20 protein-coding genes and 1 pseudogene are annotated in these 15,758 nt (G+C 36.3%); 5 read left to right on the top strand and 16 right to left on the bottom strand.

What is annotated here, in order from left to right:
* Nucleotides 1-11 precede the first annotated feature (11 nt).
* Together DCE79_RS17385 and DCE79_RS17390 are read left to right on the top strand one after the other, a co-directional pair.
* Nucleotides 12-866, top strand: a complete 855-nt coding sequence (locus DCE79_RS17385; protein ID WP_108714209.1) for a MetQ/NlpA family ABC transporter substrate-binding protein — start codon at nucleotides 12-14, stop codon at nucleotides 864-866.
* A gap of 13 nt (nucleotides 867-879) precedes the next feature.
* A complete protein-coding gene (locus DCE79_RS17390) occupies nucleotides 880-2,079 on the top strand; it encodes a M20 family metallopeptidase (RefSeq protein ID WP_108714210.1) in 1,200 nt (399 codons plus the stop codon).
* An 83-nt stretch (nucleotides 2,080-2,162) separates the two neighbouring features.
* Here DCE79_RS17390 and DCE79_RS17395 read toward each other — a convergent pair whose 3' ends face one another.
* The 8 genes and pseudogenes from DCE79_RS17395 to DCE79_RS17425 all read right to left on the bottom strand — a co-directional run bounded on the left by DCE79_RS17395 (nucleotide 2,163) and on the right by DCE79_RS17425 (nucleotide 8,092).
* Entirely contained in the window at nucleotides 2,163-3,785 is a 1,623-nt protein-coding gene (locus tag DCE79_RS17395) for an NlpC/P60 family protein (RefSeq protein WP_108714211.1), read from the bottom strand.
* Nucleotides 3,786-4,103: 318 nt separating this feature from the next.
* The gene (locus DCE79_RS17400; protein ID WP_199912288.1) at nucleotides 4,104-4,262 is read right to left on the bottom strand and encodes a TetR/AcrR family transcriptional regulator C-terminal domain-containing protein; all 159 of its coding nucleotides are present in this window, start codon (nucleotides 4,260-4,262) and stop codon (nucleotides 4,104-4,106) included.
* A gap of 167 nt (nucleotides 4,263-4,429) precedes the next feature.
* Nucleotides 4,430-5,059: a nitroreductase family protein gene (locus tag DCE79_RS17405; RefSeq protein WP_108714212.1), complete on the bottom strand. Its 630-nt coding sequence runs from the start codon at nucleotides 5,057-5,059 to the stop codon at nucleotides 4,430-4,432.
* Between the two features lie 120 nt (nucleotides 5,060-5,179).
* The gene (locus DCE79_RS17410; RefSeq protein ID WP_108714213.1) at nucleotides 5,180-6,310 is read right to left on the bottom strand and encodes a hypothetical protein; all 1,131 of its coding nucleotides are present in this window, start codon (nucleotides 6,308-6,310) and stop codon (nucleotides 5,180-5,182) included.
* Nucleotides 6,303-6,662 (bottom strand): annotated as a pseudogene (locus tag DCE79_RS17415) (sigma-70 family RNA polymerase sigma factor); the annotation flags it as partial. The pseudogene DCE79_RS17415 and the gene DCE79_RS17410, both read right to left, overlap by 8 nt.
* A 15-nt stretch (nucleotides 6,663-6,677) precedes the next feature.
* Nucleotides 6,678-6,815, bottom strand: coding sequence for an RNA polymerase sigma factor (locus DCE79_RS18820; protein WP_234417290.1), 138 nt, complete (start codon nucleotides 6,813-6,815; stop codon nucleotides 6,678-6,680).
* A 136-nt stretch (nucleotides 6,816-6,951) separates the two neighbouring features.
* Nucleotides 6,952-7,308: a DUF4429 domain-containing protein gene (locus DCE79_RS17420; protein WP_108714214.1), complete on the bottom strand. Its 357-nt coding sequence runs from the start codon at nucleotides 7,306-7,308 to the stop codon at nucleotides 6,952-6,954.
* A gap of 130 nt (nucleotides 7,309-7,438) precedes the next feature.
* Nucleotides 7,439-8,092: a phospholipid phosphatase gene (locus DCE79_RS17425; protein WP_108714215.1), complete on the bottom strand. Its 654-nt coding sequence runs from the start codon at nucleotides 8,090-8,092 to the stop codon at nucleotides 7,439-7,441.
* A 125-nt stretch (nucleotides 8,093-8,217) separates the two neighbouring features.
* On the opposite strand from DCE79_RS17425, the gene DCE79_RS17430 reads away from it, so the two are divergent.
* Both DCE79_RS17430 and DCE79_RS17435 read left to right on the top strand, forming a co-directional pair.
* On the top strand, nucleotides 8,218-9,432 hold the full coding sequence (locus tag DCE79_RS17430) for an NAD(P)/FAD-dependent oxidoreductase (RefSeq protein ID WP_108714216.1): 1,215 nt from the start codon (nucleotides 8,218-8,220) through the stop codon (nucleotides 9,430-9,432).
* A 112-nt stretch (nucleotides 9,433-9,544) separates the two neighbouring features.
* On the top strand, nucleotides 9,545-9,946 hold the full coding sequence (locus DCE79_RS17435; RefSeq protein WP_234417291.1) for a PH domain-containing protein: 402 nt from the start codon (nucleotides 9,545-9,547) through the stop codon (nucleotides 9,944-9,946).
* A gap of 162 nt (nucleotides 9,947-10,108) precedes the next feature.
* Here DCE79_RS17435 and DCE79_RS17440 read toward each other — a convergent pair whose 3' ends face one another.
* The 8 genes from DCE79_RS17440 to DCE79_RS17475 form a co-directional block, all read right to left on the bottom strand.
* Nucleotides 10,109-11,149 carry a DUF4097 family beta strand repeat-containing protein gene (locus DCE79_RS17440; RefSeq protein ID WP_108714217.1) on the bottom strand — a complete coding sequence of 347 codons (1,041 nt, stop codon included), beginning with the start codon at nucleotides 11,147-11,149 and terminating at the stop codon, nucleotides 10,109-10,111.
* Nucleotides 11,146-11,466 carry a PadR family transcriptional regulator gene (locus tag DCE79_RS17445; protein WP_108714218.1) on the bottom strand — a complete coding sequence of 107 codons (321 nt, stop codon included), beginning with the start codon at nucleotides 11,464-11,466 and terminating at the stop codon, nucleotides 11,146-11,148. The genes DCE79_RS17440 and DCE79_RS17445 overlap by 4 nt, the downstream gene beginning before the upstream one ends.
* 145 nt (nucleotides 11,467-11,611) lie before the next feature.
* The gene (locus DCE79_RS17450; RefSeq protein WP_108714219.1) at nucleotides 11,612-12,376 is read right to left on the bottom strand and encodes a phosphotransferase; all 765 of its coding nucleotides are present in this window, start codon (nucleotides 12,374-12,376) and stop codon (nucleotides 11,612-11,614) included.
* A 42-nt stretch (nucleotides 12,377-12,418) separates the two neighbouring features.
* Entirely contained in the window at nucleotides 12,419-12,889 is a 471-nt protein-coding gene (locus DCE79_RS17455; protein WP_108714220.1) for a DinB family protein, read from the bottom strand.
* 51 nt (nucleotides 12,890-12,940) lie between these two features.
* The gene (locus DCE79_RS17460; protein ID WP_108714221.1) at nucleotides 12,941-13,330 is read right to left on the bottom strand and encodes an NUDIX hydrolase; all 390 of its coding nucleotides are present in this window, start codon (nucleotides 13,328-13,330) and stop codon (nucleotides 12,941-12,943) included.
* A gap of 80 nt (nucleotides 13,331-13,410) precedes the next feature.
* Nucleotides 13,411-13,950: a GNAT family N-acetyltransferase gene (locus DCE79_RS17465; protein ID WP_108714222.1), complete on the bottom strand. Its 540-nt coding sequence runs from the start codon at nucleotides 13,948-13,950 to the stop codon at nucleotides 13,411-13,413.
* 97 nt (nucleotides 13,951-14,047) lie between these two features.
* Nucleotides 14,048-14,557 carry a GNAT family N-acetyltransferase gene (locus tag DCE79_RS17470; protein ID WP_108714223.1) on the bottom strand — a complete coding sequence of 170 codons (510 nt, stop codon included), beginning with the start codon at nucleotides 14,555-14,557 and terminating at the stop codon, nucleotides 14,048-14,050.
* A 23-nt stretch (nucleotides 14,558-14,580) separates the two neighbouring features.
* Nucleotides 14,581-15,141: a GNAT family N-acetyltransferase gene (locus tag DCE79_RS17475; protein WP_108714224.1), complete on the bottom strand. Its 561-nt coding sequence runs from the start codon at nucleotides 15,139-15,141 to the stop codon at nucleotides 14,581-14,583.
* A gap of 77 nt (nucleotides 15,142-15,218) precedes the next feature.
* Here DCE79_RS17475 and DCE79_RS17480 point away from each other — a divergent pair, with 77 nt between their 5' ends.
* Complete coding sequence (locus tag DCE79_RS17480; RefSeq protein ID WP_108714225.1) at nucleotides 15,219-15,755, top strand: ribonuclease FAU-1 family protein; 537 nt, start codon at nucleotides 15,219-15,221, stop codon at nucleotides 15,753-15,755.
* Nucleotides 15,756-15,758 lie beyond the last annotated feature (3 nt).

Below are 15,758 nucleotides of genomic sequence, written 5' to 3' on the forward strand. Positions count from 1 at the left end.
GCAAATCATTCATGAAAAAATTATTATTTTTAGTATTCACAGCATTAGCAATATTTACCTTAGCAGCCTGCGGAGATGAGGAAAGCAGCGTAGTAAAAATTGGTGTCAACGGTGCAGATGGTGCACAATGGCCAATCTTAAAAGAAAAATTGGCTAAAGAAGGCATCGAAATTGAATTAGTTGAATTTGAAGACTACATCTTACCAAACAACGCATTAGCACATGGCGATGTTGATTTAAATGCATTCCAACACATTTCATTTTTAGCTAGCTATACAAATGAAAGTGGCAACGATTTAATTCCATTAGGCTCTACCGTGTTTGCACCACTTGGGTTATATTCAAAAAAAATTACAGATATCAATGAAATTAAAGAAGGCGACAAAATTGCCATTCCTGACGATGCATCAAACCAAGCACGTGCATTACGTTTATTAGAATCAGCAGGATTTATAGAACTAGCAGACGACTTCGGATTATTTGGGGATCCAACAAAAATTACAGCAAACAAATTAAACTTAGACATCATTCCAATGACAGCTCAACAAACACCACACGTATTACCAGATGTAACGGCCGCTATCATTAATAACGGGATTGCTGGTCAAGCTGGTCTTAACCCAGGGGAAGATCCAATTTACCGTGAGTTAAGTGAGGATGAAAGTGTCTTCCCATATGTCAACATTATTGCTGCACGTGCAGAAGATAAAGACAATGAAGTATATCAGAAAATTATTGAAGCCTACCATACAGAAGAAATTGAAAAAGCCATCAAAGAAGATACAAAAGGTGGCCAAGTTATAACGATTTTATCAAATGATGAATTACAAACTACATTCAAAGAGTTAAAAGAGATTTCTAAATAAGGGGGATTTTAAAATGACAATTACAGTTGACGGCAGTGCACGTATTTCACAATCAATTCAACAAAATAAGGAAAAATATATTACGGTAAGTAAAGCAATTCATGCGAATCCAGAAATCGGCAACAAAGAATTCTTCGCCAGTGAACAGCTCGTTCAAGTATTACGCGACGCTAATTTTGAAGTAGAAACAGCTGTGGCAGGCCATGAAACAAGCTTTTATGCCGTAAAGGATAGCAAAAAACCAGGGCCAACCATTGCATACTTAGCAGAATATGATGCATTACCTGGTCTTGGCCATGCTTGCGGTCACAATATTATTGGTGTAACAAGTACAGCCGCTGCCATTGCCTTAGCGGAAAACGTAAGTGAAATCGGTGGGAAAATTGTTGTACTTGGAACACCTGCCGAAGAAGGTGGCCCGAACGGTAGTGCAAAAGGTAGCTTCGTTCACCACGGCTATTTAAAAGATGTCGATGTCGCGCTTATGCTCCACCCTTCTGGTAAAACAGGGGTAACGAATGAATCACTTGCTGTAGATCCATTAGATTTCCATTTTTACGGAAAAGCAGCACATGCATCCGGCTCACCCGATAAAGGGATTAATGCACTTGATGCAGTCATTCAATTATTCAATGGGATTAACGCGCTTCGTCAGCATGTACCATCCGATGTACGTATTCACGGCATTATTACACATGGTGGGGATGCACCAAATATCGTACCAGAATATGCAGCTGCACGATTTTATATCCGTGCTCCTTCTTGGCCAAAAACGGAAGAAATATCAAACAAAATCCGTAAAATTGCAGAAGGTGCAGCACTTGCTACTGGTGCTACAGTAAAAATCGAACGCTTCCAAAACGAAGTAAAAGACCTTGTTGTAAACGAAGTGGTCGATCAACAATTAGCCAGTAAATTAAGCAGTCTTGGAGAAAACGTACATCCTCGTGGTCATCGTTCACTGGGTTCAACTGATGCTGGTAATATTAGCTATGAAGTTCCTACTTCACACGGCTATATTAAAATTGGACCAGATGATTTAATTGCCCATACAAACGAATTCCGTGAAGCGGCCAATTCTGACTTGGGTTATCAGGCACTCGTAACAGGTGCAATCGCTTTAGCGCAAACTGGCTATGAATTTTTACAGTCCCCTCAACTAGTCGAGGAAGCAAAGGCAGCTCACCAACAAGCTTTAAAAGAAAAAGCATAATTAATAAAAACAAAGATTATCCCCTTTCCTTTACAAAAAGAAAAGTACAATTTCGTGTAATACGAAATTGTACTTTTTCATGTTTATAAATAGCGACGCGCGCCAGAATAATTCTTTTTATATACGCCTTGGTTCAACGGTTCGATTTTTACTTTCGATGCATAGTGTGGTGCATGAAGCATTTGGCCGTTACCAATGTATAAGCCTACATGGTACACTTTCCCCGTTCCGCCATTATACGCAAAGAATACTAAATCCCCTGGCTGTAAATCTTTCTTTGCTACGGCCTTGCCACCTGTTGCTTGATAGAACGAATCACGTGGAATCATGATACCGTGTGCACGGTATACTGCATATAAAATTCCCGAACAATCATAGCCCCAAGAGGAAGTACCGGCCCATAAATACGGTAAATTCAAATAGCGCTTTGCCTCATTCACAATGGTCGAAGCAGTCGGTTTTGGAACATCGCTATACTTTTTGTATGATTTGGCATCAGATTTTTTTAACAGCTTAATCCCTGTACTTGGTGTTTGAACATGATAAAACTGGTTGTCTTCTTTAATGATTGGTAAAATCGTTGCGTAACTGATTTCAATGTATTTAGTTTTTTGATCTTTATTCAGTAATGTTGCTTTTTTAGCTGTCACAATGGCAATTGAACAATCATCATAATTTTTAGTTGTAGACGTTATATGACGTTTGGATACCCAACCTGGATAGCCCGCTTTTGAATACGGAACATATTGATCGTTTAACGCAACACGCATCCAGTTCCCTTGCTCAGCAATCACAGTCACCTTATCACCAAATAACGCTTGTGTATCTGTACGTCCAACAAGCCATTTCTTTTGGCTAAGTGACATAGAAGGAATCCACTTATCGTAATTCACTGGATTTAGTGTAGAAGGAAGATCCACTGCTCGAGATTGATTGCGTTTGTTCCATAAGTTTGCAACCGAAACATCGACTTGATATGTTTTCTTTCCTACTTCACGTTCACAGCTTTTTGGTTGTTCCTGTGGAGTTGGAATTGGCCCCGGAGTTGGAGTTATTATTGGTTCTGGCTCTTTTTCATCGTCCACTTCTTTTACTGGATCTTTTTGACGCAATGTCGGATCTAAAATTCGTGCCATAAATGTCGTGAAGTCAGAACGAATCATCTTTGCATTTGGTCTAAAAACACCTTGTTTACCGACAAAAATAATTTCATTTTCAACAAGTGCTTGAATTGGAGCTGCTGCACTATTTGTTACAGGAACATCTTTAAATGTTTGAATGGCTTTTCCTTCTAGATGGAATGCCTGTGCTAGCAATATTGCAGCTTGTGCACGTGTTAATGGTCCATCAGGATTAAAATTACCGTTTATATCTTTCATAATGCCTAATTCTGTTACAGTAGCGATAATTGGCATACGCGGATCTTCCTGATCAACATCGTTATATGTAGGGATTGTACTTGTCTGAGTAGTTACATTTAATGCACGTACAATCATTTCAGCTGCCTCATAGCGTGTAATCGCAGTAGTTAAGCGAAAATCCTCATTTGGCTGCTCTGTTAATACCCCTTTACTAATTAAAACCGTAAATTCTTTATGTAGATGATGATTATCTGGTACGTCCGTATACATTTGAGCATTTGCTATCGATGAAATACCTGTTAATACAAAGCAAATTATCACAAATTGAATTAATAACCTTCGCATCTTTCACTCTCCTCTTCAAATATAATCAAAAATTGGAATTTCCTTAAAAACACCTTTTTAACTATACCCCTATTTTCACTTTACTTTCTACTATTATATAAATTATATTCATTTCGATAAGTTAATAATTAACAAAAACTATTACTTTACTGATATGTATATACTACACTTGGGTCTTTTGTTTTCACGTGGAACAAAAAATAAAAATAAATTACTAAAAAATAATTAATTTTTGCTTTTCTAAGTACAAAAAGACGCTAGGGATGTAATTCGTCCGAATTTTTCCTAGCATCTATTTTCATCTAGTAGCCTCATCCCTTATCGATTCATTGCAATGATTTGCTCAGCGATATATTCCCAACTAAAATGGACACCTTCTGTTAACCACCACATAATAATGCCAATAATAGATGCCGCTAAAATATCGATGGAAATAATATCCTTCTTTTCTTCACGCACAACAATCGCATCTTTCAAAAGCAAATGCATTTTCTTTTTCCTTACCGTTTTAGCATTTATTTTAACGGTATTTATGCCGAATAAAAAACAAGTGACAGAGTGAAAAAAGAGAGTTGCTCGTAATTGGGCAACTCTCTTTTCGTATTTGTACATCTGACTATCCGTTCAAATAATTCTTATTAAAATTAAATGAATTTTGTAATTTTCTCTACTGCAATACGTGATGTGCCACGCGCTGGTTCAGCTGCTTCACCAATCGCAATTAGTAGCACTGGAATTTCATTTTGTGGTAAATCGAATTTCTCAGCAAATTTCACTTTGTTAAAGCCGCCCATTGGCACTGTGTCGTAGCCAAGTTCTTTTGCTAACAGCATGATTTGCATTGAAATAAGACCCGCATCAAAATGAACGATATTACTTACTACTTCTGCTGGTAAGCCGCTATATAATTTCAATGTATTTTCAATCATCATATCCGCAATCTCGCGTGGCATAAAGCCTTGCTCGAAGTTTGCGTTATAAATTTCTTCTGCGTTTTTGTACATTTCAACATCTGCTAATACTGCGATTATCGCTGATGATGTTTCAATTTGTTCTTGGTTATTACCGATTGCACGAAGCTCTTTTTTCACTTCTTGATCTTGAATAACAAGGAAACGCCAAGGTTGTGTGTTACTTGATGATGGCGCTGAAGAAGCATCCTTTAATAATTGCATTAACGTTTCTTGAGGAATTGTCACGCCCGCTTTATATTTACGCACAGATTTACGCTCGTGCATTAATTGTTTTGTTGAAGTAGTCATTGTTGTTGTCATGTATATACTCTCCCATTTAGTTAAATTTAAAGTAGCCTAATGAACTAGGCACTTCATTTTAGCATGGGGGAGTTGGTTTCCCATAAAATTATGCTTAGTAGAGTATTTCACTTGGTTTTATTATTCAAAACGAATTAAATACATCGCTTTGTCTGGCCCTTCACCGTTCACGACCAGCGTTCCCTCTTTTGTAAATCGTGGCAAAACAAGGCGCTCTTTAATACTTGGTAGGGTAGAAATTCGTTCTAATTTTCCATCCCTAGTTTCAAATAGCTGAACAGTATTACTTTTACCTTTTTGAACTGCGATGGCAAAATGCTCACCGTCCGTTGCATAATCATGAAGACTCACAGATGTTTTGAGCCTTTCGAACTGACCACTTTCTAGATCCACTACACCTAAAATTGCCGGCTCATCCTCCCTATCATTCCACATATAGCCGTACACTTTGTTGTTTACTAGCGATATATTTTCTACATATCGATAAGGCACTATATAGTTTCCGATATCGTTTAATTGTTCAAAATCCTGTACGGTAATATTGGTGCTGACACCGCTTTCCATTTTCACTCTTTCAGAAATGGTGATAAGACTTCCATCAATTGTCGGTCTACTATTGCTTCCGTCTCCAATTTCCCTCAGTACTTCTGTATGCCCTGTGTTTAAATTTAATACTTTATACGTGGCTACACTTGAATTGCCATTAATTCTCGTTAGCCCCATAAAAATTAATGTGTCATTTTTAAGCTCGATTCCGTAGAAATAATCGGTTTCGTAAACTTGGATTTCGTTTGTTTGACGATTTAATGAATGGATTTTCAATTCATTTTTTTCTTCCTGTGGCCAAATTAGCCATTTTTCTGATACTGCATAGTCAAAGATCTGATTAGGTTGTTTGATTAATAAGGTTTGCTGTTTATTTGCCACATCAAACGAATAAATTCCCGTGTCCGCACTATAAATAAATTCATTCGTCTTATCAATATAAATAGCGTTAGCCAATACAGGGTAAGGAACATTTGGAATGACGACCTTCTCAATCGTAAAGTTTTGCTTATTAAATAATGCCTGATAGATAGAAGGGCCTGCTAAAAATACGGCAATGATTAGGGTACAAGCCGTAATCATTGCGGGCATCCAGTGACGTTTAGGTTTTTGTTCAGGTGTTTGCATATTATTTCTCGTCTTCTCGATAATTCGCCCCTTATTTGCCGAAGTATCTCGAAGTGGCGTTAAACGATAGTTAGTCATGTAAAAGCACCTCCCATTCCTGTTGTTGAAGCGTTTGCTGTAGCAAATCCTTACCACTTTTCAGCCTTGATTTCACGGTACTTTCTGGGCGTTCCAAAAGCTCAGCAATTTCTTTTACCGATAAATTTTCTAAATAATAATAAACAATCGCCTCACGCTGTTTTAATGGCAATGCTAAAATGGCCTGATCAAGCACGTTTAATTCTTCTTGCCGCACTAAACGATCTCTATGTAATACCCGTTCTTTCGGAAATAACTTTTCTGTAAACTGGATTTTACGATACGCCCAGCTTTTTAAATAATCTTTACAGGCATTGGCCGTGATACGTGATAAATATGCCCGAAGCTCACCTTTTTCTTTATAATTCTAACAATATAATTTCATAAATACATCTTGTACAATATCCTCTGCTAGATGGGAATCCTTCACATAATAATAGGCAATGCGATAGAGCAATTCGGTATAGTCCTGCATCGCCTGCTCAACAAGCTGCGAAGATTTCAAGTGCTCCCCCTCCTCTCTCTACATAAACGAAGCTACCTCGATGAAAGACGAAAAATTTTTCTTTCCTTTATAAAAACACATTATGTACCAATTAGTGCATGAAATTTTTTTTCAAATAAAAAAACCTAGCATAATGCTAAGCTTTTAAATGTTTAAATTCGATAGTGTTACAACGTTTTTTTAGTAAATCAAGCACTTCGTTCAGCTGTGTAATCTCATCTTTCTCCACCATAAAGGCATTTTCATCATTTCGCGCTACGTAGGTACTACTTGGATATCCGGCATTTTCCTTTGTAATTAAACGGATATAACCAAACGTCATACCAGATTCCTTATAATCGACTTGCACAATATCATCAAAAGCAATGGTTTTCGTGCGTGGCTTCGATCTTGTGATGAACCACCATTTTTCCCCTTGATAATCGATTGTTAGTTCCTTTTTATCCAAATTCACTTTATAGCCACCGTATAATTTAAAACTAAATGTTTTCATCTGTTATACTCCATTTCAAACGTCGTTAGTTTAATTATACGGATTTTGATCATGAAATTCTAATTTCAGCGATGCTCTTCTACTTTGGGTACAAATGAAAAAGAATGTTGAGCCTATGAGACTTAACATTTTACTTATTTTTCGCTTGTTTTGAAAAATGAATCGCCGTTAGCATCAATGTTGCGATTAAAAATAATTCAAGCGCATTCGTCATCGCATTACTTTCAATATCAAACGGTATCGCACTTCCAACAGTCATAACAATCGTACCAACTAGCATCCACCACCATTTTCTTTTCCAAACCAGTGCCACAGCTGCGATGAATAGTGCCATCATAACAAGTAAAATCATCAGTGGTGGTCCAGAAGCTTTGTGCGTTGAAGCATAACTTAGTACTCCGTAAGGTTCTTGTAAGCTCAGCTTTAAGCCACTTAAATCAAAACTGTACTGTAGGACTATTGCCACAATCATTAAAATGCCAAAAACATAACCAACCCAGCTTTTATGAGCAAGTCGGATATTCGCTTCTCGCATAATATAAAGTGAGAAAAGAATTAATGTTGGCGTAAATAATGCATGCAGCCAAAAGCGACCATAGCTTAGATACTCTAATAATTGTCCTTCACCAATAACATGCCCTAGCGCTAAAATCCCATTATCGTAAATAAGTGCAATAATAACTAAAAATAAAATCGCTGATGCCGTTTTCTGATGTTTAATCAATCCCCAAACAAAAGTGAAAATGTAGGCAATCGCGAAAACGCCAAAAATATATGGATCCAATCTACGTCCCTCCCTATATAATTGTTCACTCTTCTTATATGCTTTATCCCCATTCCCAAAAGATTTTCCGATTAAACATCGCCATTACAGGGAATTGTTTACTAAATCATTTAAGGAGGATGCATATGGAATTACACAACGGATTATTATTTTGGCCAACTACTTTTTCAAAAACTCCCCATACAAATCCTGAAATCAGTCCCCACTATGACGCAATTATCGTAGGTGGTGGTATGAGTGGCATACTTACTGCAAAAGCATTACTAGATGAAGGATTAAAAGTTGCGATACTTGAAAGAAATGAAATTGGCTCTGGTAGTACCTCTGCCAACACGGGCTTACTGCAATATTCTAATGATGTTCAATTACATGAGCTCATTGATTTAATCGGCGAAGAAGACGCTGTACGTTTTTATAAATTATGCTATGGGGCACTCGGTTATTTAGAAGAAATTGCTTCTACCTTACCAGACAATGCTGACTTTATTCGTCGTCCAAGTATTTGCTATGCCAGTAAAAAAAGTCATGTAAAAAAACTTGAGCAAGAATGTGAGGCACTTGTTCAACACGGTTTTCCTGCGGAGTTTTGGAATGAACTAGTTGTTCAAAATCGCTTACCTTTTGAATCACCCGCTGCTCTTTATACCGAAAATGATGCCGAAATTAACCCTTATAAATTTGTTGTTAGTTTAGCAGAACAATTGAAAGGGCGCGGATTAGACATTTTCGAAAATACATTAGCTAATCTTATTGAAGATGCAGGCACACATATCGTCATTCGCACGATGAATGGAGATTTCACTACCGCGCGATTAATTTATACGACTGGTTATGAACGTCTACCATATGGACAAATGAAAGGTGCTGATATTAATCGCTCATATGCGATTGTAACCGAACCAAAACCTGAATTTGAGGGTTGGTACAAAAAAGCACTCATTTGGGAAACCGCACGCCCTTATCTTTATTTTCGCATGACGGTAGATAATCGAATTGTGTTTGGTGGGCTTGATGAGGAGAAAGCAAAACCTGAAAAAAACGAAGAAAAAATCGATAAAATAGCGGACAAGCTACTCGAGCAATTACATGATTTAATACCAGATGAGTCATTTACAGCATCCTTTAAATATTGTGCGACTTTTGGTGAATCCGAAGACCATTTACCTTTCATCGGTCAGCATTCAGAAAATCCGAAACATTATTACCTACTTGGTTTCGGAGGAAATGGAACCGTTTATAGTATGCTCGGCTCTAAAATACTAGCGGATTTAATCATGAATCGTACCAATGATGATGCGCGAATCGTCACGCTTGACCGGAAATATGGACTTAGAGATTGATCATACAAATGAAACCGTGAAGTCCTTGTTTAGAAGGATTCACGGTTTCTTCGTATTGGTCCTTTTTTTAATATATAATAAAGGTAAATGATTCACGATTGGAGGGTTTTCATTGGTTTTCAAATCAAAAATAGATCGTTGGATGTCGGTTATTTTCATCCTTTTACCAATCGTCATGCTTTACGCTGTCATAACGGAGCCTGATATTGCGACGATTATTATGACTGTACTTATTATCATTTTATTAGCGGTGCTTGTTTTCGGAACAAAATATGTCATCGACAGCGATGAACTTATTATTTATGGTGGTATTTATAAAAAGCGCATCAAAATCGCACAGATTACAAGTTTACGTCCAACGAAAAATCCACTTTCCGCGCCAGCGATGTCACTCGATCGTATCGAAATACTATTTGATCCACATTCACAAATGACGCTCGTTTCACCGAAGGATAAAGAAATGTTTGTTAAGAAGCTGCTCGATGTGAATCCGGATATAAAGTTAGTTAAATAATTTTATTAATTACTGGATACATCTATATGAAAAGTATTATTAGTTACGCTCACTATTCCATGAAGCATTCCTTTTGCCCTTCCATGTGTGGGCAAAAAACTCAGTACTAAAGTTTTTTACACCAGTTTTTTTACATTCTTATCTTCAAGCGTGACTTAAAGTTTACGCTAATTCCTCTACTGCGATGTTTCCGTTACTTGTTTTTAGTTTGATATGATTTGCTTTTGTCCCATGTGCATAGCTTGATGTTTTGTCGTTATAAATTGTTACTGAACCCCAGCTTGTTTTACCTTCAATTTCTACATTATCCAACTTACTAACTGAACTTAATAAAATCCCACCGTTATCTGTTACTAAATTTAGCGGATGGTTAACTGTATTCATTTGCGCTTCAATTCGACCATTACATGAGCGAGCATCAACCATTCCATCCACATGTTTTATTTGAATTTTTCCATTATCAGATTCTAGTTTGAGTTGGTTTGCTTTACAATTTTCCGCAACCACTCGACCATTACTAGACTCTGCATTTACAAGCAACACATTGGAGTTCGTTAAAACGATACGGCCATTATCCGAGTAAGCATCAAGCTTCTCACCCTGAATGCCATCAGTCGAAATACGACCATTATCAGATTTTAAATTGAATTTCTTGGCTAGTGTATCTGATACTTTTATCGAACCATTATCATTATCAATCGTAATTTGCTCGTATTGTTTTTTTGGTAAATGGATCACTACGTCCGCTTTGCCTACACTTCCTATAATCGTTATAAACCATAAGCGACGAATACGCTCTTGTCTTTTTGCCTTCACGACAAGCGTATCATTTTCAATGACCATCGTTGCTTCCGTTAAATTGTCCGCATCTTTTGTTTCAATCATGGCATACGTCGCATCTGTTGAGACAATCGATAAATTCACCCCATCTACGTCAACTTTCACTTTCGAATATGGAACAACATCATCATTTTTTACGATTGAAACTGTTTCCGCAAAATCAGCTTCGTCATAAGAAGCTAGTAATTCTTCTGCCAGTTCTTCAATATTACCAAGCGCGGTAATAATCTCTTCTGTTGTTTTTCCTTCTGCACGTCCATTTTCGAAGTACTCTTCAAAATCTCGACGAATATCGGCACGTTCTTGCTGCTGTAACTTTTGTAACCGGTTATCAAGTAAATCTAAAAATTGTTGTTCATTCATTTTGATTTGCTCCCTTGAATTAACGTATTTACACCCGTGTTAAAACTTTCCCATTCTGCTTTTAAACTGTTCAATTCTTCGATGCCTTGCGTGGTAATTTGATAATATTTTCTCGGCGGTCCTTCTGTGGATTCCTTCAAGTATGTTGTGAAGAAACCATCCTTCGTAAGTCTTCGCAATAGCGGATACACAGACCCTTCCGAAATTTCAATTTGTGTGGAAATCGTCTGCACGAGTTCATATCCATACATGTCCTTCTTTTCTAGGAGGGCTAGTACACATAAATTCAGCACACCTTTTTTAAATTGTGGGTTCATAAAATTACCTCACTACCATTTTATATACAGTAGTGTATCAAATACTATTATTCATTGCAAGGTAGTGAACTAAAAATAATTGTGTTTTCTGAAAAAATAAAATGCATTGGCTCATTTACTAATGCATTTTCCGCTTAATATTCCTTTAGAAAAACTCATATAAATCATCAAAGTAACGAAACTCCTCATCGGCTAGTCGATAACGCTTATAGCCTAAATAAAACGCCGTTTCGAGATTGGTCTTTCCTTTAAACGATCTAATAACTAATGCTTCATCGTATCTTGGATCGCCAATCGCCATTCCTGATACATCAATAAATTGTGCTACCTTTCCATTAACAACTAAAACATTGTCTGTGGTGCAGTCTCCATGAATCATTGTTTGCTGAACTGGTGATGGTAGATTTGCTTTTAATTTCTGTAATAATGCCAATGTGCCATCTGATTGTCCATTTTCTACATATTGCTGTGCTTTATGAAGACGCCCCTCTAGCCAATTTCCTTGAAACTCCATGCCAACGGGATTCTGTTCATGAAATTGATGTAGAAATTCACCAAAACTTTTTACTAATGCCTTTCTTTGTTGCTCATCATTTGTTAATTTTAGTGCTGTTGTCAACGTTACTCCAGGCTCAAACGACATTAATAGATGACTTGCATTATTAACTTCAAAAAAGCCTATATATGTAGGCACAGGAATCTCATCATGACGATTTAATTGCTCCAACACACCTGCCTCAGTTTTCAGCCATTCTCGATATCGGCTATCAACGGAACTTTTTAAAAGATATTGTCCTGTATTCGTAGTCACTTTATAAACTTCAGATGTCCAGCCCTGTTCGTCTAGTTTATTCCATTCCTTCACTGTACCGATTAATTTTTCGATGTTCTTAATGATTTCTGTATTCAATTTACAATAACCTCCCTCTTTTACTTCTAACAGGAATGTTCCTTATTCAAACATCAGTAAATTAAATTCTTTTTCATACACATGAGTTAAAATAGAATGTAGTTGACCGCGGTGATGATAAATATGTGCAACTATTTCTACTAACCATTCGAAGCGTGTATAATTTACACCCCAATATGAAGTAACTTGTTCATGTAATTCAGCCTCGGAATAGTGCAAGTACGAATTTTTTAAAGCTGAAAAATTTTCTTCAATTTCTCTTCTAATTTCCGCGAGCGTTTCAAATTCATAATCTTGATAAATAACATCCATTTGTTCTTTCGTATAGCCAAGTGAAATATAATAATCTGATTTACAAATCGTCGCAATATGACTGAGCAGGTCACCTACAGATAACTTAGTTGCAGTTGGTCGCAGCTCTAAATCCTTATCCTCAAGGTATTTCGTCATTTCCAATGTTTTTTGTAAAGCTACTTCAATTTGATGCAAACAAGCCATGCAATAATGAATCATTCTTTCCATCCCTTCTATATACGACTATTAGTAATGTAAATTCAATTAAAACTAGACAAATAACTGCTGTACTTTCTCTACTACTTCTCTTGGAACTACTTCATTAGTAGATAGTGCTTCAATCTCCATCCATACAGGCAAATATGTGCCACTATCTGTACTCATATATTCTTCGCCCTGCCCCGTTCCGAACTCCCCACCAATTATTTTTGCTGAAAAATAATACTGTGTTCCGTTGAAAGCAACTTGTGTGAGTAACTCATGTACTTCTACTTCTACACCGAGCTCTTCAAAGGCCTCACGCTTTGCACATTGTTCAATTGTTTCACCAACTTCTTGCTTACCACCAGGAAACACATAATAAATTCGCCCCTCTTTTTCACGACGAATTAATGCTACTTTTCCGTTTTCTACTATTACTACCGCGCCACGATCTGTCATATTTTTTGGATCTCCTTTCGTATTTGAAATGATGCAAGTCTACAAATCGATGCTATTTTGCTATATGAAAACATAAGGTGTTAAATTTGGTCAAGACACTTATACCCCATTTCCAATCGTACTTCACCATTCTCTATATCCTCATTTGTATAACTATTTAAATTAAATCCTATTATTTCAAATCCATTTTTCATATAAAAACTGATGGCAGGATAATTTAATGTTTGTGTTTCTAACATAATTGATCTGGCTTTATATTTGTGAGCCATATCCTTTGAAAAAGTAATTAATTCTTGTCCATATCCCTGCCGTTTATACTGCTCATGAATATGTAATTCTTCAATTCTTAACGTATTGTTCCATTTATGAAATGTTAAAACTAATACACCTACTTCAAAATCATTTTTTATTAGTTGAAAATAATGTGCATCATGATGCGAAAAAAAATTACTCTCTAGCCTTTTATGTAACTTATTCTCTAGTTTCTTTTCTTCAAATTCGAAAGTGAACTTATGATTACCTTGTTTTAGCGAAACACTATAAAATCTATCTGTACAATACTCATATATTAACTGCTTGCCATTAGGATAATCTTTTTGAAATATCTCCTTAATCTTCATTATTGAATATCTCACCTCACTTTCAACCTCATTCTATAATTTCAATCACTTGAATATCATGATTTTTTGTAGCGTGCAATTGAGTCCACCAGCTTTTCTATTCTTTTAAACACAATTTATATTGCAGCAATTTCACTTCCTTGCCTAAGTAGATTTCACTCCCAATACGGCTTACTTCCGTAAAACCTAGCTTCTCCATCATTTTCCTTGAACGATAATTTGTTTCATGTGTCTCCCCATGAAATATGGTGATGCCTAATTGTTCAATCGCGTAATCCATTAATTTTTTTACCGTTTGAGTTCCAATTCCAACATGCCAAAGTTTACTTTCTCCAATTGCAATGCCAATCTCAGCACTGGTATCTTTTATATCTGCTAAATCAACATAGCCAATAAGCTTATTTTCATATTCAATTCCGAGACGAATAAAATCCTTTGATTGCTTCGTTACACACCAATTCCACCATTGAAATAATTCATCATTGTCTCTATTTTCTGGCCAATCATTCGCTTTACAAAATCGTTCATCTTGATTCCAATTTAAAACAACGTTAAAGTCCTCTAATTTTAACTTTCTAAAAGAGATTTGTTTTGAATTTATTTTCATGTTGCCTCCTTTGTGTAGCTTTTTCATTTATCACCCTTTATCTTTCTCTGATCATCATCCTCATTAAACTTCGCAAAGACATGTACATCAAAAGCCTGATCATTTTGATATATATAATTTTTTAACATACCTTCTTTTTCAAATCCTTGTTTTAGCAACAATTGACTGGAACCTTCATTTTTCACAAAAACAATCGCACCAATTCTTGTCAAGCCCATCTCTTTGAATCCGTATTCCGTAATTTTAGCAACGGCTTCAGAAGCATATCCCGCTCGCCAAAAGTTAGGATGGATATCATAACCCACTTCGGCACGTTTATGCGCTGGTGACCATAAGTTAAAGCCGATTGTGCCGATTAAACCTGGAATGCCTTTTCTTTCAATCCCCCAACGAATTCCCCTTTTACTTTGAAAACTCGTTGTAAATGCAGAGATTAAATTTTCCGCTTGCTCCAATTGTTCAAATGTTTTCAGTCCGTAATATTTCGTCACCTCTTCATTTGAAAAAATAGAATAAATAACATCCACATCGGCAGGAAGAATTTCTCTTAATATTAATCTTTCAGTTCCTAGTATTGGAAACATGTAAGCACCCCTTTTAATATGGTATATAATGGTATATAGTGTTATAAAAAATTTATGTATGAGAGTGGTGGAACGATTTGAAGAGACGTTATTTACATCGAAAAGATTGGAAAAGAATAATCAAACGAGATTACAAAGAAATGGAAATTGAAAATAAAGACTTTAATGGCTATATAGCACTTTTAACCTTGATTGAAGTGGCCGATCCTCTTCTAACAAAATATTTGGATACGGAAGTTTGTATTGCAAATAACCTTTATTCCTGGCTTCAACAGCTACCACTAAATGAAAATTTCGCAATCACAACCATGTTTGATGACAAAGGTGAAATTATTCAATGGTATATCGATATTACGTATCAAAATGGCGTTGAAGATGGCCTGCCATTTATGGATGACCTTTATTTGGATATTATTGTTTTACCAACAGGTGAAATTATTGAAAAGGATAAAGATGAGCTACTTGAAGCGCTTAAAAATCATGAAATTACACAGCAACAATTTGATTTTGCATACCAAATATTCAATCAAGTTTTAAATCACATACAAACGGATTCATTTAACTATTTTTCGTTAAGTAAGTTGCACCGGAACCTTTTGTTGGACATTGATTAGTGG

Origin of the sequence: Lysinibacillus sp. 2017, assembly GCF_003073375.1 — a bacterium.
Classification (GTDB): Bacteria; Bacillota; Bacilli; order Bacillales_A; family Planococcaceae; genus Solibacillus.

Coding starts and splice junctions, on each gene's coding strand:
- DCE79_RS17405 (WP_108714212.1), bottom strand. CDS start 5,059: ATGACAACAACAATGACTACTTCAACAAAACAATTAATGCACGAGCGT.
- DCE79_RS17465 (WP_108714222.1), bottom strand. CDS start 13,950: ATGAAGATTAAGGAGATATTTCAAAAAGATTATCCTAATGGCAAGCAG.
- DCE79_RS17475 (WP_108714224.1), bottom strand. CDS start 15,141: ATGTTTCCAATACTAGGAACTGAAAGATTAATATTAAGAGAAATTCTT.
- DCE79_RS17470 (WP_108714223.1), bottom strand. CDS start 14,557: ATGAAAATAAATTCAAAACAAATCTCTTTTAGAAAGTTAAAATTAGAG.
- DCE79_RS17395 (WP_108714211.1), bottom strand. CDS start 3,785: ATGCGAAGGTTATTAATTCAATTTGTGATAATTTGCTTTGTATTAACA.
- DCE79_RS17410 (WP_108714213.1), bottom strand. CDS start 6,310: ATGACTAACTATCGTTTAACGCCACTTCGAGATACTTCGGCAAATAAG.
- DCE79_RS17430 (WP_108714216.1), top strand. CDS start 8,218: ATGGAATTACACAACGGATTATTATTTTGGCCAACTACTTTTTCAAAA.
- DCE79_RS17455 (WP_108714220.1), bottom strand. CDS start 12,889: ATGATTCATTATTGCATGGCTTGTTTGCATCAAATTGAAGTAGCTTTA.
- DCE79_RS17460 (WP_108714221.1), bottom strand. CDS start 13,330: ATGACAGATCGTGGCGCGGTAGTAATAGTAGAAAACGGAAAAGTAGCA.
- DCE79_RS17385 (WP_108714209.1), top strand. CDS start 12: ATGAAAAAATTATTATTTTTAGTATTCACAGCATTAGCAATATTTACC.
- DCE79_RS17420 (WP_108714214.1), bottom strand. CDS start 7,308: ATGAAAACATTTAGTTTTAAATTATACGGTGGCTATAAAGTGAATTTG.
- DCE79_RS17445 (WP_108714218.1), bottom strand. CDS start 11,466: ATGAACCCACAATTTAAAAAAGGTGTGCTGAATTTATGTGTACTAGCC.
- DCE79_RS17390 (WP_108714210.1), top strand. CDS start 880: ATGACAATTACAGTTGACGGCAGTGCACGTATTTCACAATCAATTCAA.
- DCE79_RS17440 (WP_108714217.1), bottom strand. CDS start 11,149: ATGAATGAACAACAATTTTTAGATTTACTTGATAACCGGTTACAAAAG.